This is a genomic window from Verrucosispora sp. WMMD573, from assembly GCF_027497175.1.
Taxonomy (GTDB): domain Bacteria; phylum Actinomycetota; class Actinomycetes; order Mycobacteriales; family Micromonosporaceae; genus Micromonospora.
Genome location: NZ_CP114901.1, coordinates 5,673,363 through 5,696,479 on the forward strand (window position 1 = coordinate 5,673,363; position 23,117 = coordinate 5,696,479).

Annotated in this window: 22 protein-coding genes; 10 read left to right on the forward strand and 12 right to left on the reverse strand. The window is 71.2% G+C overall.

Annotated features, from left to right (window positions below; translation table 11 throughout):
- Nucleotides 1–13 precede the first annotated feature (13 nt).
- The 3 genes from O7601_RS25685 to O7601_RS25695 all read right to left on the reverse strand — a co-directional run bounded on the left by O7601_RS25685 (nucleotide 14) and on the right by O7601_RS25695 (nucleotide 4,456).
- Entirely contained in the window at nucleotides 14–427 is a 414-nt protein-coding gene (locus O7601_RS25685) for a roadblock/LC7 domain-containing protein (RefSeq protein WP_155218583.1), read from the reverse strand.
- A gap of 5 nt (nucleotides 428–432) precedes the next feature.
- Nucleotides 433–2,949: a nitrate- and nitrite sensing domain-containing protein gene (locus O7601_RS25690; RefSeq protein WP_281563649.1), complete on the reverse strand. Its 2,517-nt coding sequence runs from the start codon at nucleotides 2,947–2,949 to the stop codon at nucleotides 433–435.
- Between the two features lie 124 nt (nucleotides 2,950–3,073).
- Nucleotides 3,074–4,456, reverse strand: coding sequence for an FGGY family carbohydrate kinase (locus O7601_RS25695; RefSeq protein WP_281563650.1), 1,383 nt, complete (start codon nucleotides 4,454–4,456; stop codon nucleotides 3,074–3,076).
- Between the two features lie 254 nt (nucleotides 4,457–4,710).
- Here O7601_RS25695 and O7601_RS25700 point away from each other — a divergent pair, with 254 nt between their 5' ends.
- Nucleotides 4,711–6,621: an anthranilate synthase family protein gene (locus tag O7601_RS25700; protein WP_281563651.1), complete on the forward strand. Its 1,911-nt coding sequence runs from the start codon at nucleotides 4,711–4,713 to the stop codon at nucleotides 6,619–6,621.
- Between the two features lie 94 nt (nucleotides 6,622–6,715).
- Here the strand turns inward: O7601_RS25700 and wrbA are convergent, their stop codons facing one another.
- Nucleotides 6,716–7,333, reverse strand: a complete 618-nt coding sequence (gene wrbA, locus O7601_RS25705; protein ID WP_281563652.1) for an NAD(P)H:quinone oxidoreductase — start codon at nucleotides 7,331–7,333, stop codon at nucleotides 6,716–6,718.
- A gap of 136 nt (nucleotides 7,334–7,469) precedes the next feature.
- Here wrbA and O7601_RS25710 point away from each other — a divergent pair, with 136 nt between their 5' ends.
- The 3 genes from O7601_RS25710 (at nucleotide 7,470) to O7601_RS25720 (ending at nucleotide 9,976) form a co-directional block, all read left to right on the forward strand.
- A complete protein-coding gene (locus O7601_RS25710; RefSeq protein WP_281563653.1) occupies nucleotides 7,470–7,958 on the forward strand; it encodes a GNAT family N-acetyltransferase in 489 nt (162 codons plus the stop codon).
- A gap of 45 nt (nucleotides 7,959–8,003) precedes the next feature.
- On the forward strand, nucleotides 8,004–8,591 hold the full coding sequence (locus O7601_RS25715; protein ID WP_348650274.1) for an HAD-IA family hydrolase: 588 nt from the start codon (nucleotides 8,004–8,006) through the stop codon (nucleotides 8,589–8,591).
- A 314-nt stretch (nucleotides 8,592–8,905) separates the two neighbouring features.
- Complete coding sequence (locus O7601_RS25720) at nucleotides 8,906–9,976, forward strand: winged helix DNA-binding domain-containing protein (protein WP_281567034.1); 1,071 nt, start codon at nucleotides 8,906–8,908, stop codon at nucleotides 9,974–9,976.
- On the opposite strand, the gene O7601_RS25725 is transcribed toward O7601_RS25720, so the two are convergent.
- The gene (locus O7601_RS25725; protein WP_281563655.1) at nucleotides 9,960–10,364 is read right to left on the reverse strand and encodes a hypothetical protein; all 405 of its coding nucleotides are present in this window, start codon (nucleotides 10,362–10,364) and stop codon (nucleotides 9,960–9,962) included. The genes O7601_RS25720 and O7601_RS25725 overlap by 17 nt on opposite strands.
- A gap of 75 nt (nucleotides 10,365–10,439) precedes the next feature.
- Nucleotides 10,440–11,312 carry an alpha/beta fold hydrolase gene (locus O7601_RS25730; RefSeq protein WP_281563656.1) on the reverse strand — a complete coding sequence of 291 codons (873 nt, stop codon included), beginning with the start codon at nucleotides 11,310–11,312 and terminating at the stop codon, nucleotides 10,440–10,442.
- Nucleotides 11,313–11,412: 100 nt separating this feature from the next.
- Here O7601_RS25730 and O7601_RS25735 point away from each other — a divergent pair, with 100 nt between their 5' ends.
- Entirely contained in the window at nucleotides 11,413–12,426 is a 1,014-nt protein-coding gene (locus O7601_RS25735) for an NAD-dependent epimerase/dehydratase family protein (protein WP_281563657.1), read from the forward strand.
- Nucleotides 12,427–12,665: 239 nt separating this feature from the next.
- On the opposite strand, the gene O7601_RS25740 is transcribed toward O7601_RS25735, so the two are convergent.
- Together O7601_RS25740 and O7601_RS25745 are read right to left on the reverse strand one after the other, a co-directional pair.
- On the reverse strand, nucleotides 12,666–12,857 hold the full coding sequence (locus tag O7601_RS25740) for a DUF397 domain-containing protein (RefSeq protein ID WP_281563658.1): 192 nt from the start codon (nucleotides 12,855–12,857) through the stop codon (nucleotides 12,666–12,668).
- The gene (locus tag O7601_RS25745; RefSeq protein ID WP_281563659.1) at nucleotides 12,848–13,648 is read right to left on the reverse strand and encodes a helix-turn-helix transcriptional regulator; all 801 of its coding nucleotides are present in this window, start codon (nucleotides 13,646–13,648) and stop codon (nucleotides 12,848–12,850) included. Before O7601_RS25745 ends, O7601_RS25740 begins: the two co-directional genes overlap by 10 nt.
- Before the next feature lie 313 nt (nucleotides 13,649–13,961).
- Between O7601_RS25745 and O7601_RS25750 the strand changes: the two genes are divergently transcribed.
- On the forward strand, nucleotides 13,962–14,258 hold the full coding sequence (locus O7601_RS25750; RefSeq protein WP_281563660.1) for a hypothetical protein: 297 nt from the start codon (nucleotides 13,962–13,964) through the stop codon (nucleotides 14,256–14,258).
- Nucleotides 14,255–14,509 (forward strand): flavin reductase, encoded by a 255-nt coding sequence (locus O7601_RS25755; RefSeq protein ID WP_281563661.1) that lies wholly within the window; start codon nucleotides 14,255–14,257, stop codon nucleotides 14,507–14,509. Before O7601_RS25750 ends, O7601_RS25755 begins: the two co-directional genes overlap by 4 nt.
- Before the next feature lie 65 nt (nucleotides 14,510–14,574).
- Here O7601_RS25755 and O7601_RS25760 read toward each other — a convergent pair whose 3' ends face one another.
- Complete coding sequence (locus O7601_RS25760) at nucleotides 14,575–15,333, reverse strand: IclR family transcriptional regulator (RefSeq protein ID WP_281563662.1); 759 nt, start codon at nucleotides 15,331–15,333, stop codon at nucleotides 14,575–14,577.
- A gap of 161 nt (nucleotides 15,334–15,494) precedes the next feature.
- Here O7601_RS25760 and O7601_RS25765 point away from each other — a divergent pair, with 161 nt between their 5' ends.
- From O7601_RS25765 to O7601_RS25775, 3 genes are read left to right on the forward strand one after another with little or no spacing between them, the layout of a single operon-like run.
- Nucleotides 15,495–16,679: a fumarylacetoacetate hydrolase family protein gene (locus O7601_RS25765; RefSeq protein ID WP_281563663.1), complete on the forward strand. Its 1,185-nt coding sequence runs from the start codon at nucleotides 15,495–15,497 to the stop codon at nucleotides 16,677–16,679.
- Complete coding sequence (locus O7601_RS25770; protein ID WP_281563664.1) at nucleotides 16,676–18,187, forward strand: aldehyde dehydrogenase (NADP(+)); 1,512 nt, start codon at nucleotides 16,676–16,678, stop codon at nucleotides 18,185–18,187. Before O7601_RS25765 ends, O7601_RS25770 begins: the two co-directional genes overlap by 4 nt.
- 27 nt (nucleotides 18,188–18,214) lie before the next feature.
- Complete coding sequence (locus tag O7601_RS25775) at nucleotides 18,215–19,942, forward strand: IlvD/Edd family dehydratase (protein WP_281563665.1); 1,728 nt, start codon at nucleotides 18,215–18,217, stop codon at nucleotides 19,940–19,942.
- 62 nt (nucleotides 19,943–20,004) lie between these two features.
- On the opposite strand, the gene ugpC is transcribed toward O7601_RS25775, so the two are convergent.
- The 3 genes from ugpC to O7601_RS25790 are packed head-to-tail and all read right to left on the reverse strand — an operon-like array spanning nucleotide 20,005 to nucleotide 23,057.
- Nucleotides 20,005–21,213 carry a sn-glycerol-3-phosphate ABC transporter ATP-binding protein UgpC gene (ugpC, locus tag O7601_RS25780; protein ID WP_281563666.1) on the reverse strand — a complete coding sequence of 403 codons (1,209 nt, stop codon included), beginning with the start codon at nucleotides 21,211–21,213 and terminating at the stop codon, nucleotides 20,005–20,007.
- A 10-nt stretch (nucleotides 21,214–21,223) separates the two neighbouring features.
- Nucleotides 21,224–22,057 (reverse strand): carbohydrate ABC transporter permease, encoded by an 834-nt coding sequence (locus tag O7601_RS25785; RefSeq protein ID WP_281563667.1) that lies wholly within the window; start codon nucleotides 22,055–22,057, stop codon nucleotides 21,224–21,226.
- Nucleotide 22,058: 1 nt separating this feature from the next.
- Complete coding sequence (locus O7601_RS25790; protein ID WP_281563668.1) at nucleotides 22,059–23,057, reverse strand: sugar ABC transporter permease; 999 nt, start codon at nucleotides 23,055–23,057, stop codon at nucleotides 22,059–22,061.
- Between the last annotated feature and the right edge of the window lie 60 nt (nucleotides 23,058–23,117).

Genomic DNA, 23,117 nt, shown 5'->3' on the forward strand with positions numbered 1-23,117 from the left:
CCACTCCGCCGGATCAGCGGGGCAGCGCCTGCTGAAGTTCGGCGCGCAGGGCCGGGGTCAGCATCTCGCCGGCCTGCTTCGCCAGCCGGGCCATCTCGTAGCCCACCACGCCGATGTCGGCGTCCGCCGCCGCCAGAGTGGCCAGGATCGAGCCGTCGCGTACCTGCATCACCAGGAAGTAGCCGCGGCCCATCTCCACGACGGTCTGCTTCACCACGTCCCCGTCGAACATCTGGGCGGCACCGGCGGTGATGCTCATCAGTCCCGAGGTAACCGCCGCGAGCTTGTCGGCGTGGTCCCGCGGCAGGTGGTCGGATATCGCGACCAGCAGCCCGTCGGAGGAGACCACCACCGCGTGCGCCACCCCGGGCACCCGCTCCGCGAACGCGCTGACCAGCCAGCTCAGGTCGCGAGCCTCCTGCGACAACGTCGTCACTTCCGTCCTCCTTCGCTCCACGCCCCGAGCGGTGGCACGGGTATCTCCGTGGTCTCCTCAGCCTCGGCCCGCCGTACGCCGCTGTACAACCTGGACAACATCCCGCCGACGGCTTCCGGGTCTGGATCGTTGCGGGTCGCCGACTGCTGCTCCGGACGTGCCGACTGGGTCACCGCACTGAGCTGGGCCATCGGCACCCGCATCGGCAGGCCCCGTTCGTTCGTCCCGGCGGTCACCGGCACGGCCGGCGGCGCCGGTGCGCCGGCACCGACCGCAGCGACCGACGATGTGGGTCCCTCCCGCGACCACCAGCCGCTCCCGCCGCTCGCCGGTGCGGCGGCGGGGGCGAGCACGTCCTCGGCGCGTACCGGAACCGGGTGGGCCTGGCGGGGCACCGTGGTCGGACGCCGCCCAGCCACCGGCAGATCCGCCGGCCCCGGGTCGGCCGGGGCGACCGGGCGAGGTGTCGCGACGGGCAGCCCGCGCGGCGCGGGCACCGGGTCCAGACTCGGCGGCGGCGCTGCGGCGAGCAGCGGACGCGGCAGGCGTACCCGGGCCACCAGCCCACCGGCACCGCCGTGCAACCGCACCTCGATGCCGTGTCGAGCGGCGAGGTGACTGACCACGAACAGACCCATCCGCTCGACCGTCGCCACGTCGGCGGCCGGCGGGGCGGCCAGCACCGCATTCGCCTCCGCCAGCGCCGTCGCGCTCATCCCGAGGCCCTGGTCGGCGATCTCGATCACCGCCCCCGGCCCCTCCACCCGGGCCATCACCTGCACGATGGTGTCCGGCCGGGAGAAGGCGGTCGCGTTCTCCAGCAACTCGGCCAACAGGTGCACCAGCTCACCCACCGCGTGCCCGACCACGTGCAGATCCGCCACCGCCTCGTGCCGCACCCGCTGGTACTGCTCGATCTCGGCGCTGGCCGCCAGCAGCACGGCGCTCAGCCCGATCGGCCGGTTCCACCGGCGGGTCGACTCGGTACCGGCGAGCACCAGCAGGCTCTCGTCGTTACGGCGCATCCGGGCGGCGAGGTGGTCCAGCTTGAACAGGTTCTCCAGCTGCTCGGGGTCGCCCTCCTCGCGCTCCAGGTCGTCGAGCAGCTCCAGTTGCCGCTCCACCAGCACCTGGCTGCGTCTGGCGAGATTGATGAACATCGCGTTGACGTTGCGCCGCATGTTCGCCTGCTCGACGGCCACCCCGACGGCGCTGCGGTGCACCGCGACGAACGCCTCGGCCAGTTCACCGATCTCGTCGAGCGACCGTACGACCGCCGGCGAGACGTCGATCGGTGGTACGCCACCGGAGACCGACCGCAGCCGGGCCAGCGCCTCGGGCAGCTCGATCTGCGCGATCCGCAGCGCCTGCGAGCGGAGCAGCCGGATGGACCGGGCCAGCGACCGACCGATCAGCACCGAGATCAGCACCGCCACCAGCAGGACCGAGATGATCACGCCGACGACCAGCAGCGTCTCCCGCAACTGGGTCTCGCTCGCGTCGTCGGCCTGGCGCGCCGAGGCTGACAGCACCTCCGCCTCGAAGCGTTGCAACAGCTCGTGGCGGGCCTCGCTGGCCGTCCACCACTGCTCCGCATCCAGCACCGCCGACCCCGACACGCCCTGCGACAGCGCCTGCTCCTCCATCCGGGAGGCGGCGACAAAGGCGGGGTCCAGGCTCATCTCGTCGTAGCGGGTCACCTGCGCGCTCGTCGCCGCGATGCGAAACGCGCCGAGCGCGGTCAGCTGACGCGCCCGCAGGTCGGGCAACTGGGCCGCGTCCTCGGAGTCGTAGCTGCCGACACGGGCCGCCGAGTACAGCTCCGCCCGGACCCGCGAGGAGAGTTCCTTCGCCCGGGCGAACTGCACGTAGCGCAGCACCGCGTCGGCCAGCTCCGGCCGGTCGGCGCCCGGCGTCGGCTGGGCGAGCAGATTCAGCAGGGCGTCGATCGCCCGGTGGTAGTTACCGATGATGGTGTCGTCGGTGAGCAACACCGTGGTCATCGTGTTCCGGATGTAGCCGACCTGCTGGTACGCCTGCGAGGCCACCACGTAGACGTCCCGCCACGAGGCGTCCGCCTCGGCCAACGGCTCAGCCGCCGCGCGCAGCTCCGCCGCCGCCTGGTCGGCGGCGTCACGATAGGGCTGCAACACGGCCAGCCGCTCCTCGCTCGCGGCCTCGTCGGCGGCGTCACGCAGCGCGGGCAGTTCCCCGGCCGTACGGTCGCGCTCCATCTGCAACCGGTGGGTCAGCGCGGTGATCTCGCGTCCGATGCCGACCTGGGCGGCGAAGTCACCCAGCACGTTGGCGCTGCTGACCAGGCTCTGGGTCTGCACCCCCGCCAGCACCAGGAAGGCGACCGACGGAATGACCAGCACCGTGGCCAGCTTGGTACGCATCCGCCAGTCCCGCAGGCGCAGGGCGGAGCGACGTCGGTGGGGTACCACCCGGACGTCGAACCGACGCCGGCGGTGCTGCGACACCCCGTGCGTCTGCTCCGGTCCTACAGCCACCCGCTCCTCCTCCCCCACGCGTCCGCCGCGGTCCGGGGAGCGCCGTCCATCCAACCAGGCCCGAGAGCAGTGTCAACGCCCTGCCCTTATGAACGGTTCAGGAAGGGTACTGCTGGTCGCAACCCTATGCCGAGGTTGCCGAGTCTTGATCATCCGTCCGGCCGATGTCGGCCACCACCACGGCATCGGCGATCCGGCCGGTGGCCACCAACGCCGCGCCGGTGGCCCCGATCTCGGGGTGCCGCGCGAAGTGGACCGGCCGGGGGGCCAGCACCGCTGTGAACGCTCTCCGCCACCAGGTCGAGGCGGCCATCGCGCCGCCGCCGAGGACCACCTCCACCGGCCGACCGACCGTGGACTCCAGCACCTCAAGGTCATCGACGACCTGCTCGCACACCCCGTACATGAGCCCGGCCAGCATCTCCACGGCAGTGGTGCCGAAGCCCAGTCCCCGCAGCTCACCCAGCCCGGCCGGGCGCATGCCCGGCGGACGGTCGCCGCCGAAACGGACGTCGGCCGGCCGACCGCCGCCGGGTGGCAGCAGGTCCAGCGCCGCCTCCAACTCGCGGCCGCTCGGCAGCCGCAGTTCCCGGTCCGCCCAGGCGAACAGGTTCCCTCCCGAGGAGTACGCCACCCCGCTCACCACATGGTCGTGGTCGACGCGGTAGCGCCACAACCGGTGCGGCAGGGCTGTCGACTCGGCGGACGTCGGCATCCACTGCAACAGCCGCACCGCCGAGGAGGTGCCGACGGTCACCGCCGCCCGGGTGGGGTCGATGCAGCCGGAGCCGACGTTGGAGGCGGCACCGTCACCGAGCGGTGCGGACCACCGGGCCCGGGCCAGGGCCGGCCACCGCCGCCCGTACTCGGCGCGCAGCTTCCCGTGCCAGCCGCGTGGAGCCAACTCGGGAAGGTCGGCACCGTCGCTGCCGGCCAGCGCGCACGCCTCCGGGTCCCAGTCGAGGTTGTGCAGGTCCAGCAGGCCGGTGCCGGACGCCTGGGACATCGACATCGGCGCCTCGGTGAGCAGCCCGCCGAGCACGTACTCGACCAGTCCGGTGAATCGAGCGACCCGGTCACCGGTGTGCTCCCGCAGCCAGGGCAGCCGCACCGACCAGTAACAGCGGTGCCACCAGGTGCCGGTGCGCTGGTGGAAGGCGTCCGGGTCGGCCGGGCCGACCGCCGTGGCCGAGGGCTCGGGCCGGGTGTCCAGCCAGGTCAGCACCGGGCCGAGCGGCTCGTCGTCGGTGCCCAGCGGCACCACCGAGTGCCACTGACCGCTGATCGCCACCAGTTCCACCCCGTCCAGCCACCCCTGCCCGTGCAACTCGTCCAGGCACTCGATCAGGCAGGCCAGATAGGCACGGGCGTCCAGGGTGCCGGCACCCTCGTCGTCGACGGTGACCACCATGCGGCGACGAGCCAGCGCTCCCGGCAACGGTTGCGCGTCGTCCAGCACGAGCCCACGCACCGACGAGGTGCCCAGGTCCAGCGCGAGAATCTTCATCGCCGGTCAACGTACCCGGTGATCGTGACGCGACAACGCTGCCGGGCGCCGGATCCGCCGATCGGCTTCCGCGCCGACCGCCCGACGCGTAGAGTGTTCGCATGCTCGCGCGATTGACCTGCTGGTGGCCCGCCGACCCGGCGGCCCTCCCCCGCGCGTAGCTTCATCCCACGCGGCCGCCCGACGAGGCGGCCGCCGGTCATTTCCCGGTCCCCGGGCCGCCCCCGACGGTGGTCACCGGCCCGAGGAGACCGATGCACCAGCTCACCGACCTGCTCAACACGCTCGCCGCCGGCTTCGATCCCGGCCCGTTCGCCCTGTTACGCCGTGACGGCGCCGAACATCTCGACCTGTTCACCGGCACCGTGACGACCGTCGACCGGCTCGCCGACATCCCTCTGCCCGCCGCCACCGCCGGCCCGGCGACGCTGGCCCTGGTGCCGTACCGGCAGGTCGCCGAGCGGGGCTTCGCCTGTGCCGACGACGGGGTACCACTGGAATGCCTCCGCATCGACCACCACCACCGGCTGCCGCTGGCCGGTGTCCTCGACGCGCTGCCGACCGCGCCCATCCGCACCACCGGCGCCGCGTTCGACATCAGCGACGACGAGTACGCCGCCATCGTGGCCCGGGTGCTGAGCGACGAGATCGGCCATGGACAGGGCGCGAACTTCGTCATCCACCGCACCCTGCGCGCCCAGGTGCAGGGCGGCCCGCTGGCCGCCGCGCTGGCCGCGCTGCGTTCGCTGCTGATCCGCGAGCGCGGAGCGTACTGGACGTTCGTGGTGCACACCGGGGCGCGCACCCTGGTCGGCGCCAGCCCGGAGCGGCACGTCAGCGTCGACGACGGTCTGGTGCTGATGAACCCGATCAGCGGCACGTTCCGGCACACCGGCGCCGCCGCCGACCGGGCAGCGCTGCTGCGTTTTCTCGCCGACACCAAGGAAACCGAAGAGCTGTACATGGTCCTCGACGAGGAGTTGAAGATGATGGCCACCGTCGCCGAGCACGGTGGGCAGGTCGTCGGGCCCTACCTCAAGGAGATGTCGCATCTGGCGCATACCGAGTACCTGCTGGCCGGACGGGGCACGAAGGACGTCCGCGAGGTGCTGCGGGAGACGATGTTCGCGCCGACGGTGACCGGCAGCCCGATGGAGAACGCCTGCCGGGTGATCGCCCGACACGAACGCGCCGGACGCCGCTACTACTCCGGGGTGCTGGCCCTGCTCGGCCACGACGAGACGGGCCGGCAGAGCCTCGACGCGCCGATCCTGATCCGTACCGCCGAGATCTCTCCCGCCGGTGAGCTGCGGGTACCGGTCGGCGCGACCCTGGTCCGCCACTCCACTCCCGCCGCCGAGGTCGCGGAGACCCACGCCAAGGCCGCCGGCGTGCTGGCCGCCCTCGGTCTCGGACCGCAGGCGCCGGCTGGGCCGCACGCGTCGCACCGGCTCGCCGACGATCCGCAGGTGCGCGCCGCCCTCGCCGCCCGCAACGCACCACTGGCCCGATTCTGGCTGGACCAGCGGCCACCGGGCGCGCTGGCCCTGCCCGCCCTGGCCGGCCGCCGGGCCCTCATCGTCGACGGCGAGGACACCTTCACCGGGATGCTGGCCCACCAGCTCGACGCCCTTGGCCTGTCGGTGACCGTCCAGCCGTGGCAGGACGGACAGCCGGTTCGGGCGTACGACCTGGTGGTGGTCGGACCGGGCCCGGGTGACCCGACCGGCGACACGGAGAAGATGACCAGGCTGCGCGCCCTGCTCACCCGGTTGCTGGATGCCGGGCACCCGACGCTCGCCGTCTGTCTCGGTCACCAGCTCCTCGCCGGTCTGCTCGGGCTGCCCGTGCACCGCCGGGACGCGCCCTACCAGGGGCTGCAACGCACGGTCACCCTCTTTGGCACGCCCCGCCGGGTCGGCTTCTACGCCACCTTCACCGCCCGTGCCACCACCGACCGCCTGGACGGCCCGTACGGGCCGGTGGAACTGGCACGCGACGAGGCCGACGGCGCGGTGCACGCCCTGCGCGGGCGCGGCTTCGCCGGGGTGCAGTTCCATCCCGAGTCGGTGCTCAGCCCGGACGGGGTGGCGGTGCTGACCGACCTGCTGCGCGAGCTGCTGCCCGCACCGGCCGGTGAGTTGTCCCCGGCGGCACAGGCATAGCCGGCCCGATCCCGGGTAGCGCTGTCGATGGCCGACGGTCCGGGCGGGTATGAGAGCCCCCGCCCGGACCGTCGGTCCTGTCGTGTCGGACCGCTCAGCCGGTCATGCCCTGCTTGAGCGCCGCGCCGATGTGTACCGCCCGCTTGGCGGTCAGCGCCATCGCGCCCAGCGCCACGTGGTCGGGTGCGGTCTCGCCGTTGTTGCTGGTGTGCGAGGCACCGTACGGGTTGCCGGCGGTGAACTGACTCGGCTCGGTGTACCCGGGGGTGACCACGATCCCGCCCCAGTGGTAGAAGACGTGGAACAGCGAGAGCAGCGTCGACTCCTGCCCACCGTGCTCCGTGGCGGTGGAGGTGAAGGCCGAGTAGACCTTGTTCGCCAGCGCCCCCTGGGCCCACAGCGGGCCGGTGGTGTCGATGAACTGCTTGAGCTGAGCGGCGATCAGGCCGTAGCGGGTCGGTGAACCGAAGATCACCACGTCCGCCCAGCTCAGGTCGTCCGGCTGTGCCTCCTCCACATCCTGGGTCTCCATCCGGTGTGCCTGCCATCCCGAGTTGGAGCGGATCGCCTCGTCCGGCGCCAGCTCGCGTACCTTGCGCAGCCGCACCTCCGCGCCCGCCTCACCGGCGGCCTCGCAGGCAGCCTGCGCCATCTGGTAGGTGATGCCCGTGGCGCTGTAGTAGATCACCGCCACCTTGACCTGTGCCGCCATCACTAGTCCTTCCTTCTCGGGATCAGCTCCGGCGACTACCCGATGCTTGCCGCGACAAACATTGGGCGGTGCGCCGTGCCCGGCGGGCGGATATCCGGTGGCCGGGGCCGGCGGCGGGGTGGCAGGCTGACCGGCGATGGAGATCAGGATCGCGACCCCCGACGACTGGCCCGGCATCTGGCCCTTCCTGCGGGAGATCGTCGTCGCGGGTGAGACGTACACCTGGCCCCGGGACGTCGACGAGGCGCGGGCCCGGCAGATGTGGCTGGTCGCTCCGCCCGGGCGCACCGTGGTCGCGGTCGACACCGACGGCACGGTCCTCGGCTCGGCGAAGCTGACCCCCAACCAGCTCGGCCCGGGGGCACACGTCGCCAATGCCAGTTTCATGGTCGCTCCGGCGGCGGCCGGGCGCGGCATCGGGCGGGCCCTCGCCGAGTACGTGCTGGACCTGGCCCGCGCCGACGGCTACCGGGCGATGCAGTTCAACGCGGTGGTGGCGGTCAACACCCGGGCGGTGGCGCTGTGGCGGTCGCTCGGCTTCGAGGTGGTGGGCCGGATCCCGGAGGGCTTCCGACACTCCGCCGAGGGCTACGTCGACCTGCTGGTGATGTATCGGCGGCTCTGAGCGGCGCGGCGACCGTCGCGCACCGCCGGATAACCTGGGCCGGTGATGCTGCCCCTGCCGACCGGCGAGTTCCAGGCTTACCTGTTCGATTGCGACGGCACGATCGTCGACTCGATGCCCCAGCACTACACCGCGTGGCGGGACACCCTCGACCGGTGGGGCTGCGCCTTCCCCGAAGACCTCTTCTACGCCTGGGCCGGGCGGCCGACCGCGGACATCGTCGTCGCCCTCAACGAGCAGCACGGCCTGAACATGCCGGTGGAGACGGTCGTCGCCCACCGCGAGACGCGTTTCCAGCAGTTGCTGCCCACCGCCACCGGCATCCCCGGTGTGCTGCGGCACATCGACGACGCGCACGGACGCATCCCGTTCGCCGTGGTCTCCGGCAGCACCCGCGAGGCGGTCACCGCCTCGCTCGACGCGCTGGGCATCCGCGACCGATTCGACGTGCTGGTCTGTGCGGGCGACTACGCCCGCCCCAAGCCCGACCCGGAGCCGTTCCTGCGCGCCGCCGAACTGCTCGGCGTACCGGCGAGGTCCTGCCTGGTCTTCGAGGACGCGGACCTGGGCATCGCGGCGGCGACCGCGGCGGGCATGGCCGCCGTCCGCGTGCCGCCGCCGCGCCGGGGCTGACCCCGCGGCTTGCTCAAGATATCCGCAAGTTGCGTGGTTCACAGTTCTCGGACACGTAGGAAAACGTCATCCTGATGACACCGGTGCCGGCGATCCCCGTCGCCGCCCCGCACCGGTCGACCTGAACGGGGGATCGCGCTCCGCCACCAATGACGTTGGCGTAGCGCGATCAGGGGAGCCGCTCGGCCACCGGGCAGTTCGTGTTGTCGGTGCCCGCACCTATGCTGCCGTCGACCACCGAATGGAAGGCGGCCGACGACGTGGCACCACCCGGCACGATCGCGCTGAGCGGCTCCGAGGCCCTCGCGCTGCGGATGACCAGCCTGCTGCTGCGCCCCCATCCCACCGCCGTCGCGCCGACGACCGTGGCCGAGGTGGTGGAGTGGTTCGGCGCCATGCAGGCACAGGATCTGGCGAGCGGCATGTGGTCGCTTGGCGTGAGGCTGCCCGGGTTCACCCATGCCGAGGTGCACGCCGCGTTGGAACGCCGGGAGGCACTGCGGACCTGGCCGATGCGCGGCACCATCCACCTGGTGCCGGCCCTTGATGCCCGCTGGCTGCTGGAGCTGACCGGCGTACGCACGCTCACCGGCGCGGCGAAGCGACGTGAGTTCCTCGGCCTGGCGGAGGCGGAGGCGGACCGCGCGGCCGACGTACTGGGTGCAGCCCTCACCGGAGGCGGCCGGCTGACCCGCACCGAGTGCGTGGCCGCCCTGGTAGCGGCCGGCATCGACGGCGCTGGCCAGCGCGGCTACCACCTGCTGTGGTACGCGGCCCAGCGCGGGGTCACCTGCATCGCCCCCAACATCGGCACCGAGCAGACCTTCGCGCTGCTCGACGAGTGGGCACCCGGCCAGCGGCAGCTCGACCGCGACGAGGCGCTGGCCACCCTGGCGCTGCGCTACTTCCGCAGCCACGGCCCCACCACCCGGCAGGACTTCGCCGGCTGGACGGGCCTGACCGCTGCCGACGCCAAACGCGGCATCGCCGCCGCCGGCGCGGACCTGACCACAGTCCTGGTCGACGGCGTCGAGGCGGTGCTGCACACGCCGCTGCTGGACGCACCCCGCGCCGTGGTGGACGACGTGCTGACCCTGCCCGGCTTCGACGAGTACCTGCTCGGCTACAAGGACCGCGCGCTGATGCTCGACCCGGAGCACAAGCAGGCCATCATCCCCGGTGGCAACGGTGTCTTCCAGGCCACAGTCGTGGTCGGGGGCCGGGTGGTCGGCACCTGGAAACGCAGCCTGGCCAAGACCCGCGTCACCCTCACCGTGAAACCGCTGGCCGACCTCGGCCCGGCCCGCCGCGAGCAGATCGAGCAGGCGCTGCACCGGTACGCCGACTTCCTCGCCCTGCCGCCCCGGGTCACCTGGAGCGACTGAACCGGGAGGCGACCACGGCGGTCAGGCTGGCGAGTCCCGCCAACACCGCGACCGGTCCGCCAGGTCCGAGCGACGGACGGACCGCGGGGACGACCGGGCCGAGGAACACCTCGGCGTAGGTGGTCATGACAACGCCTGCGGCCACGATCGTGACGACACCGAGCCCACCGGCCACCAGCGGCAGCCACCCTCGCCGGCCCGGGTCGGTGATCGTCCACGCGGTGACCACGTTGAGCAGGACGGCCGCGCCGACGTACCAGGCCCATCCCGGAAACTCGGTGAGGCGGACGGCCCGGTCTCCGTACCAGGCCCAGGGCAGGCCGAAGACCGAGACGAGGGTTCCTGCCACGCCAGCGACGGCGGCGGCCCGAATGACGACCTTCGACATCACGTCTTCTCCACCAGATTGCGGACCACGCTGCGGGCACGGTGTCGACCGGGCGGACTCGGGTCGGCACCGTGCTCAGCGTTTCAGGTCGGCCGCCAGGAAGGCACGCATCCTGGCGCTGATGGTCGGCCAGTCGGCGGCGAACTCGTAGAAGTGATGATCCGCCTGGCTCTCGATCAGCTCGGCCCGGGGTATCCCGGCAACCAAAGCCTCGGCGTGCGCGAAGGACACCGCACCGTCCCGGCGGCTGGCGATCACCAGGGCCGGTTGGGTGACCTGCCCGGTGAGATCCTCGCGGGGGCGCAGGTCGTTGCGGAACCCTGCGCCGGAACGCATCCGGGAGAAGAGCCAGACCAACTGGGTACGCTGCGCCGGGGTCAGACCCGCCAGCACCTGGTCCGCCGGGAGGGTGGCCAGGCCGGAGAGCATCTGCCGCAGGCCACGGTCCGGCGCGCGGCGCAGCAGTGCCCGCATCCCGCCCCACGTAGCTCCCTCGGTGCCGGGCGAGAACATCAACCCCGCCAACAGGCGAGTACTACGGCGGTCCGGATAGGGCAGCGGCCCCACCGCGCTTTGCAGAATCAGCCGCTCCACAAGGGTCGGGTGACGGGCCGCGAAGGCCACCGCGGTCGGCCCGCCGGCAGAGATGCCGACCGCCGCCGTGACCCGCTCGACGCCCAGGTGCCGGCACAGGTCGGCAGTCACGTCGGCGAAGCCGGGCACGGTGGTCCCGGTGGTGACAGGGGTGCGGCCGTACCCCGGCCGTGACGGCGCCAGCACTGACGCGTCCGCCTCGTCGTAGACCCGCTCGTCCAGGGTCAGCCCGGCGCGCATGTGACCGCCGTGAAACACCACGACGACCGCCTCCCCGCGCTGCTCCAACCGATACTCCACCGGGCCGGCAGGGAGGTCCGCGATGCTCGTGGAGTGCTCCATCATGGCGGTCATCAGACGAGGCTAGAGCAGCCGGACGGCGCCGACGGCCCCGTGTTCTGCCCACGGCAGAGATGCTTGGCCGCGCCGCGCCACCCCTGCTTGGCTGGGTGCCATGCAGACACTGGTGCTCGGCGGCACGGCATGGCTGGGGCAGGAGGTGGCCCGGCAGGCGGTCGCGCGGGGACACGCCGTCACCTGCCTGGCCCGTGGGGAGAGCGGAGCGGCACCGGACGGCGCGACCCTGATCGCGGCGGACCGCCGCGACCCCGCAGCGTACGACGTGTTGCGCGACCGGGACTGGGACGCGGTGATCGAGGTCTCGTGGCAGCCGGGCTTCGTCCGGCAGGCCCTGCGCGCACTGGGCGACCGGGCCCGCCACTGGAGCTACGTCTCGTCCGTCAGCGCCTACGCCCGCCACGACACACCCGGCGCCGACGAGTCGGCGGCCACCCTGCCGGCAACGGTCCGCGACGAGGTCGACCGTGCGGAGTACGGCGAGGCGAAGGTGGCCTGCGAGCAGCTCTCCACCACCGAGGTGGGAGACCGGTTGCTGGTGGCCCGCGCCGGGCTGATCGGCGGCCCCGGCGACCACACCGATCGCTCCGGCTACTGGGTCGCCCGCGCCGCCCGCGCCCCCGAGGAACCCATGCTGGTACCCCGTACCCCCGATCTGTCGACCCAGGTGGTCGACGTGCGCGATCTGGCCGCCTGGCTGCTCGACAGTGCGACGGCCGGGACGGTCGGCACGTTCAACGCGGTCGGTCCGGTGGTGCCCTTCGGTGAATGGGTCGCCCGGTGCCGCGCCATCGGCGGGCACACCGGCCCGGTGGTCGACGTCGACGCCGACTGGCTGGTGGCCCAGGGCGTGGCCCAGTACATGGGCCCGGAGTCGCTGCCGATGTGGCTTGTCGAGCCGGGCTGGTCCGGCTGGTCGGCGCGTAGCGGCGCGGCGGCGGTCGCCGCCGGGCTGCGGCACCGGCCACGCCCAGACCTGCTGGCGGACACCCTTGCGTGGGAGCGCGAGGCGGGGCTGAACCGTGACCGGCGTGCCGGCCTGAGCGCCGGCCGAGAGGCCGAGTTGCTCGACGCCCTGGCCCAGTCGAGCGGCCCCAGGTCAGCCTACTGAGGGCTGCTGCCGGACACCTGACGCCGTAGCTGGCCGAGAACGGCGACAACATCAGGGATGTTGTCGCGTCAAGCCACTGCGAGGCAGCAACATCTCCGTAGTTGTAGGCGGCCCGGCGGGCGACCGGCGAGCGACCTACCTCCCGGCGCTTGCTCACAGCGCTGTGCCATGTCGACGTGTCGCGCTGCCAACGCAATGCGCCCGCCCCCCGAAGGGACGGGCGCTTGCACGCGTCCGGCTCAGGTCCGATCGCAGAGCTGGGTGACGAAGGCACGCCACGCGGACGGGGCGAAGGTCAGCGCCGGGCTGGTCGGGTTCTTCGAGTCGCGGACACCGACGACGCCGGGAAGATTGTCGGCTACCTCAACACAGTTGCCGCCGCTGGTGCCGCTACGGGTCGCCTTGCGCCACCGCGCGCCGTTCAGGTCCATCGATTCGCCACTTCCTTGAGGAGGTCTAGGGACTGTCGCCGGGGTAGGGCCTCGGTGCGGACGCTCTCCCACCGCTCGAAAAGCGTATCGAGGTCGGCTGGCCGGTCCACGACATCGCCGCCTAGCTGGCTTTCGAGGTGGCCGATCCAATTGCCGTCCGGCATGTGGGCCAGGGACAGTGGACCGGACAGCCCGGCGTGAAGGCCAACATCGGCCGGGATGACGTGGACGCTGATGTTGGGTCGCTCTGCGCAAGCTACAAGGTGCGAGAGTTGCCCAGCCATCATTTTCTCACCCCCGTCGCCCGCGCGGCGGATCGCTGCCTCATCGACGACCACGACGAGTTGGGGTGGAGACTCCCGTGTGAGGATGGCCTGCCGTTCAAGTCGACCAGCGACCCGGCGATCCACCTCGTCATCGGTCAGGCGGGGGTCGAGTCGTAGGACGGCGTGAGCGTATGCCTCGCTTTGCAACAGGCCCGGGATCAGGTTGGGCTCGAAGTAGCGGAGCTGCGTCGCACCGCGTTCGGCGTCGAGCCATGGCAGGAACCAGGACGGTGTGCCGAGCTTCGTCGCCAGTCGCTCGAACAGGCCACCGTTGCTCAGCGCGCGGTCGGCGCCTCGGGCGAAGTCCAAGGTCAATGCCCGAGTGCCGCCCTCAACGGCGCTGACGTGGGAGGCACTGAAGCCTGCGCCGCGACCGAATGCCTCTTGCGTCATGCCGGCCGCGCCCCGCGCCCGGCGGATCTCGCCAACGATGAAGGACGCCACGGGGTCTGGCATGTCAGACATTCAGAGCTCCCCACACTGAAGATCGATTACCCACGTCGCCACGGAGTCGGCGGCCGTTTCGCCAGCTCAGCCCGGACGGCGGAAACACCTTCCGAGAGTAGCGGTCTCCACAGCAGAGTGTCACCAGCGGAACCGCGGGCGTGGCACGGCCCGTCGGCGGGACCAGCACGGGGCCGCCCGTCGGGCGAGCACTCTCGGGCGGCCCTCCCCAACTCCGTGTCGACTGAGGAGGCCCCGCCGTGCCCGTTCCGAAGCCCACCACCGTCGTACCCGCGTCCCGCCGGCCGGCCCGGCCCGATCGTCGCCATGTCGGGTGACGCGGGAGGACGGCACGCCTCGGGTCTCCCCCGGCGTGTACCTGCTGGACCGGGCAGCTTCCCCACAGTTCGCCAGCCCGATCCTGGTGCGGGTGATCCGCGAGCTGCCAGACCGGCACCCGCCGTACGCCTGGACCTGGGTCGACTGTTATCAGCTGGATCGGCACGGCGACGCGACGGAGAAGCGGCAGTTGTTCGTGATGCCGCAGGGCATGCGCCCGGTCAACGTGGCACCGGTCCCCTACGCCACGCGACGGCGCCCGCCCCTCCGCGCCGCGCGGGCGGGAGGGTGAGCAGCGGCCCGGTCGAGCACGTCGCGTCCCGTCCCACCTGGCGCTGCCGGGCCTGCGGGACCGCCTGGCCCTGTTCCCCGGCGAAGCTGCGTCTGCTCGCGGAGTACCGCGACGACATGCCCGGCCTGATGGTCTCTCTGGTGACGTTGCGCGAGGAGGCCGCCGAGCAACTGGCCGGGCTGTGCGGCGGTGGACCGCCGACCGACCTGCACCACCGGTTCACCGACTGGGTGCCGGCCCGGCCCAGATAGGCCGCCCACCCCGGGGTCCGCGCACTCCCCCGACGCGGGCCCGGGGCGGGTCCTGCCGCCTCGACTCAATCAGTGTCGACGGTGTGGCCGAGTTCCCGGGAGATCTGGTTCGCGGTGTCGAGCAGCAGGGGAAGGCTCTCCTTGAGCTGGTCGAGGCTGGCGATGACCTCGATCGCGGTCATCGACGCGGCGGCGATGACCCGCCCGCGTGAGTCCCTGATCGGCGCGGCCATGCACATGACGTACGTGTCGTGTTCGCCGTTGTCGACGGCCCAGCCCTGGTCCCGGATGCGGAGGAGTTCCGCGTAGAGCGACTCGCGGTCGGCGTACGTGGTGGGAGTGAATCGTTCGAAGACGACGTGGGAGAGGAGGCGGTCGCGTTCCTCCGTGGGCAGATACGCCAGGATGATCTTGCCGACGGCGCTCGCGTAGATCGAGACCGCGCGCCCGATCCGCGACGGCAGCTTGACCGCGTCGAAGGCCGGGCTGTCGACCTTGTCGATGTAGATGATCTCGTCCCCGGTCAGCTGCGCCAGGTGCACGGTGTGGCCGGTCTCGCGCTGGAGCGTGCGCAGGGGCGCGGCGGCGAACTGGCGCAGGTCCATCGAGCCCAGGGCCAGTTCCGACAGTTCGATGATGCCGCTGCCGAGCACGTACGTCCCGGCACCGGTCCGGCGGACGAAGCGCGCCGATTCGAGCGTCTGGAGGATCCGCAGGGCGGTGGACTTGTGTACCCCCAGGACCTCCGCTGCCTCGGTAAGCGACAGCGGATGCTCCGCGGCACGACGGATCAGGTCGACCGCACGGCGGATCGATTGCGACAACGTCCTGTCTCCCTCCGCGCGGCGACCCGGACGGTCGCCGGTTGCATCATATGCAATGTAGTCCGCCCCAGTTGCAACCGACTATTGACACCGTTGCACATGTCGCTACGATCGTTGCAGATTCCAGCTCGGCGACTCTGACCTGCGACAGGGGAGCGACGATGAGCAAGGAGCCCTGGTTCGGCAGCGCCGCTGAGGCGTTGCCGGACGATGCCGAGGACAGCGTCCTCATCGGCCGGATCTGGGACCCGTCCGTCGACGGCCCCTCCCCGGTGACCGTCCGCGACGGCGACGTCATCGACCTCAGCCGCCGGTTCCCGACCGTCCGGGACATCTGCGAGCTGCCCGAACCCGCCAAGACCGTGGCCGGGTTGGACGGGCCACGGATCGGCGGCTTCGACGAGCTACTGGCCAACACCGGTACCACGAACCGGGACCGGAGCCGGCCCTGGCTGCTCGCCCCGGTCGATCTGCAAGCGCTCAAGGCCGCCGGCGTGACCTTTCCGGTTTCGATGATCGAACGCGTCATCGAGGAGCGGGCCCGGGGAGACCTGACGCTCGCGGCGGACATCCGTGGCCGGATGCTCGCCGACATCGGTGCCGACCTGCACAGTCTGGTACCCGGCTCGGTCGAGGCGGAGCGACTCAAGGCCGCACTGGTCGCCGAGGGGGTCTGGAGTCAGTATCTGGAGGTGGGGATCGGGCCGGACGCCGAGATCTTCACGAAAGGTCAGCCGCTCTCCGCTGTCGGCACCGCCGTCCCGGTCGGCGTACTTGCCGCCTCGACCTGGAACAACCCGGAGCCCGAGGTCGCGCTCATCGCCCAGTCCAGCGGCCGGATCGTCGGTGCCACCCTGGGCAACGACGTGAACCTGCGGGACGTCGAGGGACGCTCGGCGCTGCTGCTTCCCCGGGCCAAGGACAACAACGCCTCATGCGCCCTCGGTCCGTTGATCCGCCTGTTCGACGAGCGGTTTGCGCTCAGTCGGGTACGCGAGTTGGAGGTGGGTCTCCAGGTCCACGGGGTGGACGGCTTCCAGCTGGAGGCGACCTCGGAGATGGCGCGGATGGCACGCGACCCGGAGTCGCTGGTACGGCAGTTGATCGGCCCCCATCACCAGTATCCCGACGGTGCCGTCCTGATGCTCGGCACCATGTTCGCCCCCACTCAGGACCGCGAACGCCCCGGCGAGGGCTTCACCCACAAGGTCGACGACGTGGTGTGGATCAACTGCCCGACGCTCGGCACCCTGGTCAACCGGGTGTGGCACGCGGAGCGGTGCGAGCCGTGGCGGTTCGGCGTCCGCGATCTCATGAGCAACCTGGCGAGGAGAGGACTGCTGTGAAAGTCACCACCACCGATCCACGCGACGGCCGGCAGCACCCGACGGATCTGACCGAGACGGACGAGGCTGGCGTGGCGGCGACCGCCGACCAGGCGTCCCGGGCGGCACAGTGGCTGTTCGACCTGGGCAGGGCCGGCAGGGCGCGGCTGCTGGACGCGGTCGCGGCCGCCCTGGAGTCCCGTCGTGCGGATCTGGTCGCGACGGCGGATGCGGAGACCGGGCTGGGTCAGGCGCGGCTCGACTCGGAGCTGACCCGGGCGGCGGTCCAGTTCCGGATGTTCGCGGCGGTGCTACGCGACGGTGGGTACCTGGAGGCGGCCATCGACCACGCCGCCGACACGCCCCTCGGGCCCGGCCCGGACGTGCGGCGGATGCTCGTACCCCTCGGGCCGGTGGCCGTCTTCGGGGCCAGCAACTTCCCGTTCGCCTTCTCCGTCGCCGGGGGCGACACCGCCTCGGCGCTGGCCGCCGGCTGTCCGACGGTGGCGAAGGCCCACCCGTCCCATCCGCTGACCTCGCGTGCCTCCGCCGACGCGATCGAGTCGGCCGTGCGCGACCTGGGCGGGCCCGACGGTGTCCTCACGGCCGTGTACGGGGAGCAGGCCGGCCGTTGGCTGGTGCGCCAGCCGGCGATCCGGGCCACCGCCCTGACCGGCTCCGTTGGCGCGGCCCGCGCCATCCAGGCCGCCATCGACGAACGCACCGACCCCATCCCGCTGTACGCCGAACTGAGCAGCGTGAACCCGATCGTCGTCCTGCCCGACGCGGCGGCCAGCCGGGGAGACCAGATCGCCGACGGGCTGTTCGCCTCCTTCACCGCCTCGGGCGGTCAGCTCTGCACCAAGCCGGGGCTGGCGTTCCTCCCTTCGGACCCGGGCGGCGACCGACTGGTGGACATGCTCCGGGCGAAGGTCGCCTCCGCAGGTGGGATGGTCCTGCTTAACCAGCGCATCCGGGACGCGTACGAGAGCGGGGCCACCGCGTTGGAGAAGGCCGGCGCCCGCCTCGTCGCGCAGCCCCGGATCGACGCCGACGCGGGCTTCCGGGTGGCGCCGACGCTGCTGGAGGTCGACCTGCCGGGCCTGACCGCCGAGATCGCCGACGAGTGCTTCGGCCCGCTGATGGTCGTGGTCCGCTACCGCGACGTCGCCGAACTCGACGCCGCGCTGGCGACCGTGCCGCCGTCGCTGACCGGCTCCGTCCACAGCGGACAAGGCGATGACACCGACGCCGTACGCGGGCTGTTCGACGTCCTCGCCGCCCGCTCCGGTCGCGTCGTCTTCGACGGCTATCCCACCGGTGTCCGGGTGTCGTGGGCCCAGCACCACGGTGGCCCCTGGCCGTCGACGAATGCCGTGCACACCTCGGTGGGCGCCACCTCGATCCGACGCTTCCTACGCCCGCTGGCCTGGCAGAACGCCCCGGAGTGGATCCTTCCCGAGGAACTGCGAGACGAGTACGCCGCCATTCCCCGCCGAGTCGATGGGCGACTCGTGCCAGGGGTCTAATCGCACAGGTGACAGGAAGGTGTGCTGATGTCGATGACGGGTCGACCGCTGCGCAGCGGCCAGTGGTTCGGTGCCGACGGCCGCAACGGATTCATTCATCGGTCGTGGATGCGCAACCAGGGCTTCGCCGACGACGTCTTCGACGGTCGCCCGGTGATCGGCATCGCGACCACCTGGTCGGAGCTGACTCCCTGCAACGCCCACCTGCGCGAGCTGGCCGAATCGGTGAAGCGGGGAATCTGGGAGGGCGGCGGCCTGCCGCTGGAGTTCCCCGCGATGAGCCTCGGCGAACCCCTCATGCGGCCCACCACCATGCTCTACCGCAACCTGCTGGCGATGGAGGCGGAGGAGCTGATCAGGGCCAACCCCCTCGACGGCGTGGTCCTGCTCTCCGGCTGCGACAAGACCACGCCCGGCCTGCTGATGGGTGCGGCCAGCGTCGACCTGCCGACCCTGTTGATCACCGGCGGGCCGATGCTCAACGGCAAGTTCCGTGGCCAGGACATCGGGTCCGGCACCGCCGTCTGGCGCTTCACCGAGGACCTTCGGGCCGGCCGGGTGACCGCGGCCGACTGCGCCGAGGCGGAGGTCTGCATGTCCCGCAGCCGGGGCCACTGCATGACCATGGGCACCGCCTCCACCATGGCCTGCGTGACCGAGGCGTTGGGCGTCCAACTGCCGGGCGCCGCCGCGGTTCCGGCGGTCGACTCACGACGGTACGCGCTCGCACACGCCGCCGGACGGCGCATCGTCGACATGGTCGACCAGGACCAGCGCCTGTCCACGGTGCTCACCCGCGAGGCGTTCGAGAACGCCATCCGGGTCAACGCCGCGATCGGTGGCTCCACAAACGCCGTGGTGCATCTGCTCGCCATCGCCGGCCGCGTCGGTGTGCCCCTGTCGCTACAGGACTTCGACACCCTTACCGGCGACGTACCCATGCTTGTCAACCTGATGCCGTCCGGGACGTACCTGATGGAGGACTTCGCGTACGCCGGTGGGGTGCCGGCGGTGATGGCGGAGATCGCCCCGCTGCTGCACCTGGACCAGATCACGGTCAGTGGCAAGAGCGTGGGCGACAACATCGACGGCGTGCAGTGCTGGAACCGGCAGGTCATCGGCACCCTCGCCGAACCCTTCCAACCCGCCGGATCGGGCACCGTCGTGCTGCGTGGGTCACTCGCGCCGTCCGGGGCGGTTCTGAAGGTCTCCGCCGCCTCGGCTCACCTGCTCACCCACACCGGGCCGGCGCTGGTCTTCGACCGGATCGAGGAGTACGCCGTCGCCGCCGACGACCCGGATCTCGATGTCACGCCCGACACCGTCATCGTGGTGCGCAACGCCGGGCCGCGCGGTTATCCGGGCTTCCCCGAGGTGGGCAACGTGCCCATGCCACGACGGCTGCTCGCCGACGGCGTCACCGACATGGTGCGGATCTCCGACGCCCGGATGAGCGGCACCGGGTACGGCACCTGTGTCCTGCACGCGGCGCCGGAGGCGTCGGTGGGCGGCCCGCTCGCGCTGGTGCGCACCGGCGACCTGGTCCGCCTCGACGTTCCGACGCGCCGCCTGGACCTGCTGGTCGACGAGGCCGAACTCGCCGGACGCCGCGCCACCTGGCAGCCGCCGCGACCGGCAGCCGACCGGGGATGGGTACGCCTGTACCGCGAGCACGTCCAGCAGGCCGACCAGGGCGCAGACCTGGATTTCCTGGTCGGTGGTAGCGGCAGTTCGGTGCCTCGACACTCGCACTGACCCCGTGCCCGCGACCGGGTGTGTCCGCCTCCGTCGGCGGCGAACACACCCGGTGGTGCCGGTCAGTCGGCGAGGGTGCCGGCGGCGCGGCCCTCGTGCAGGGTGAGGTTGCGGCCGTCGGACGGGTCGAACAGGTGGATCTTCTCCAGGTTGAACCAGACCCGCCGGTCCTCCCCCTCGGCGACCGTCGACTCCGCCGACAGCCGGGTGACCAGGTTCGACCCGGCGCCGCTGAAGTCGGCCGCGCCCGCGTCGGCGGCCAACTCCTCCAGTTCGGCGGAGGTGGCGCGCTCCCCCTCGACGCTCAGGTAGACGTACTTGTCCGAGCCCATCGACTCGACGATGTCCACCGGGGCGGTGAACTCCATGCCCCGACGGCGGGTCTCATCGTCGATCAGCTCGGCGTCCTCGAAGTGTTCCGGACGGATGCCGAGGATCAGCTCCCGAGGGGCGTCGGCACCCTCCAACTCGCGGCGGATCCGGTCGCCGATCGGCACGTCACCCAGGGCGGTCCGCAGCGTGCCGTCCTCGACCTTGGCGGTCAGGAAGTTCATCGACGGTGAGCCGATGAACCCGGCCACGAAGAGGTTGTTCGGGTGGTCGTACAGCTCCTGCGGCGGACCCACCTGCTGCACCGCGCCACCGCGCATGATCACCACGCGGTCGCCGAGGGTCATCGCCTCGGTCTGGTCGTGGGTGACGTACACGGTGGTGGTACCGAGCTGCTTCTGCAGGCGCGACACCACGGTACGCATCTGCACCCGCAGCTTGGCGTCCAGATTGGACAACGGCTCGTCCATCAGGAACGCCTTGGGCTGCCGGACGATCGCCCGACCCATCGCCACCCGCTGCCGCTGCCCGCCGGAGAGGTTGGCCGGCTTGCGGTCAAGCAGCGGAGTCAGCTCCAGGACCTTCGCCGCCTCCTCCACCTTCTGCGCGATCGTCTCCTTGTCGAGCTTGGCCAGCCGCAGCGGGAAGGCCATGTTCTCCCGGACGGTCATGTTCGGGTAGAGCGCGTACGACTGGAACACCATGGCGATGTCCCGGTCGCGCGGGGCCTTGTCGTTGACCCGCTGCCCGCCGATGCGCAGTTCACCGGAGCTGATGTCCTCCAGTCCGGCGATCATGTTGAGGGTGGTGGACTTGCCGCAGCCCGAAGGGCCGACCAGGATGACGAACTCGCCGTCGGCGATCTCCAGGTCGACGTCCCGCACCGCCGTGGTGCCGTCCGGGAACTTCTTGCTCACCTTGTCGAGCACGATGTCAGCCACGAGTTACCACCTATCCCTTGACGGCGCCGGAGGTCAGGCCGGAGACGATGCGGCGCTGGAAGAAGAGCACGAACAGGATGATCGGTACCGTGATCACCACGGCGGCGGCGCAGATTGCGCCGGTCGGATCCTCGAACTGCGAGGCGCCGGTGAAGAACGACAACGCCACCGGCACCGTGCGCGAGCGCTCGGTGGAGGTCAGTGAGATGGCGAACAGGAAATCGTTCCAGCAGAAGATGAAGACCAGGATGGCCGTGGTGAACAGCCCCGGCGCGGCCAGCGGGGCGATCACCCGCCGGAACGCCTGCCCCTGGGTGGCGCCGTCCATCTTCGCGGCCTTCTCCAGGTCCCACGGGATCTGCTTGAAGAACGCCGACAGCGTGTAGATCGCCAACGGCAGCGCGAAGGTGATGTACGGCAGGATCAGGCCCGGCCAGGTGTCGAAGAGGCCCAACTGCCGCTCGATCTCGAACAGCGGCGAGACCAGCGACACCTGCGGGAACATCGCGATCAGCAGGGAGACGCCGATCAGCAGCCGCTTGCCGGGGAAGTCCAACCGCGAGATCGCGTACGCGGCCATCGCGCCGAGCACGACGGCGATCGTGGTGGCGATCAACGCGATGCCGATGGAGTTGACCAACGCTCGGACGAACTGGTCGGTGGCGAAGATCGTCCGGTAGTTCTCCAGCGTCCACTCCCGAGGGATGAACTTCCCGTCGGTAAGCGTCCCCGGCGTCTTGAACGACAGCGACATGATCCACAGCACCGGGGTCAGCGCGAACACGACCACGGCGACGTCCAGCAGGCCCCAGCGCACCTTGGCCCGGGTGGTGGTGTCAGCCATGTCAGCGCCTCTCTCCGTCGTCACTGCCCGGGGCAGCGGTACCGAACAACTTCACGAAGATGAACGCGATGATCGCCACGGTGATGAAGATCAGCACCGACATCGTCGAGCCGATGCCGAGGTTCAGCCCTCGGATCAGGTTGTTGTAGGCGATCATCGACACCGACGAGGTCTCGTTGGCCCCCGACGTGAGCACGTAGATGTTGTCGAAGACCCGGAACGCGTCCAGGGTGCGGAACAGCAGCGCCACCAGGATCGCCGGCTTCATCACCGGCAGCATCACCTTGGTGAACCGCTGCCAGGCGGTCGCGCCGTCGGTGGAGGCCGCCTTGAGCAGGTCCTCCGGCACCAGTGCCAGACCCGCCATCAGCAGCAGCGCCATGAACGGCGTGGTCTTCCAGATCTCCGCCAGCATGATGATCGCCAGCGAGCTGGCCCGCTCGGTCAGCGGCGCGGAGTCGGCGAACAGGTTGGCCAGGTAGCCGGTGCCCGGCGTCCACGCGTACCGCCAGGAGAAGGCGGCCACGACCGTGACGATGCCGTACGGGATCAGCGCCGAGGTGCGCACGATCCCCCGCCCGACCAGCGTACGGTGCATGATCAGCGCGAGCCCCATGCCGAGCACCAGTTCCACGGCCACGGTGACCACCGTGATCAGCATGGTCACCCCGAACGCCGTCCACCAGAACTCGTTGGTGAGCACGGTGGCGTAGTTCTGCAAACCGATGAACTCCCGCTCGGCGGGGAACCGCAGGTCGTAACGCTGCAACGACAGCCACACCGAGTACAGGATCGGGTAGGCGGTCACCGCCAGCATGACCAGCGCCGCCGGGGCGCACAGCAGCCAGCCCAGCCGGCGCTCGGCCCGCTTGTTCTCACTCAGCGGCGGCTTGCCACGCCGATTGTCCCGCTGGGCGGGGACGGCTGCGTGCCCCCCGCTGCGGGTGTCGGTGCCGTCGGCGGCCACGTCCGCGCCGGCCGGGGTGGAGTTGACGCTCATGCCGTCCCTCCGCTTCGCTCCGGCCCGGCCTGAGGCACCGGCGCACTGAGCACGATGGTT

Excerpts from the sequence above, each read along its gene's own strand:
- O7601_RS25785 (WP_281563667.1), bottom strand. The coding sequence starts at position 22,057 with ATGGCTGACACCACCACCCGGGCCAAGGTGCGCTGGGGCCTGCTGGAC.
- O7601_RS25725 (WP_281563655.1), bottom strand. The coding sequence starts at position 10,364 with ATGTCGAAGGTCGTCATTCGGGCCGCCGCCGTCGCTGGCGTGGCAGGA.
- O7601_RS25700 (WP_281563651.1), top strand. The coding sequence starts at position 4,711 with ATGCACCAGCTCACCGACCTGCTCAACACGCTCGCCGCCGGCTTCGAT.
- O7601_RS25765 (WP_281563663.1), top strand. The coding sequence starts at position 15,495 with ATGAGCAAGGAGCCCTGGTTCGGCAGCGCCGCTGAGGCGTTGCCGGAC.
- O7601_RS25735 (WP_281563657.1), top strand. The coding sequence starts at position 11,413 with ATGCAGACACTGGTGCTCGGCGGCACGGCATGGCTGGGGCAGGAGGTG.
- O7601_RS25740 (WP_281563658.1), bottom strand. The coding sequence starts at position 12,857 with ATGGACCTGAACGGCGCGCGGTGGCGCAAGGCGACCCGTAGCGGCACC.
- wrbA (WP_281563652.1), bottom strand. The coding sequence starts at position 7,333 with ATGGCGGCACAGGTCAAGGTGGCGGTGATCTACTACAGCGCCACGGGC.
- O7601_RS25790 (WP_281563668.1), bottom strand. The coding sequence starts at position 23,057 with ATGAGCGTCAACTCCACCCCGGCCGGCGCGGACGTGGCCGCCGACGGC.
- O7601_RS25745 (WP_281563659.1), bottom strand. The coding sequence starts at position 13,648 with ATGTCTGACATGCCAGACCCCGTGGCGTCCTTCATCGTTGGCGAGATC.
- O7601_RS25715 (WP_348650274.1), top strand. The coding sequence starts at position 8,004 with ATGCTGCCCCTGCCGACCGGCGAGTTCCAGGCTTACCTGTTCGATTGC.
- O7601_RS25775 (WP_281563665.1), top strand. The coding sequence starts at position 18,215 with ATGTCGATGACGGGTCGACCGCTGCGCAGCGGCCAGTGGTTCGGTGCC.
- O7601_RS25720 (WP_281567034.1), top strand. The coding sequence starts at position 8,906 with ATGACCAGCCTGCTGCTGCGCCCCCATCCCACCGCCGTCGCGCCGACG.
- O7601_RS25710 (WP_281563653.1), top strand. The coding sequence starts at position 7,470 with ATGGAGATCAGGATCGCGACCCCCGACGACTGGCCCGGCATCTGGCCC.
- O7601_RS25730 (WP_281563656.1), bottom strand. The coding sequence starts at position 11,312 with ATGACCGCCATGATGGAGCACTCCACGAGCATCGCGGACCTCCCTGCC.
- O7601_RS25695 (WP_281563650.1), bottom strand. The coding sequence starts at position 4,456 with ATGAAGATTCTCGCGCTGGACCTGGGCACCTCGTCGGTGCGTGGGCTC.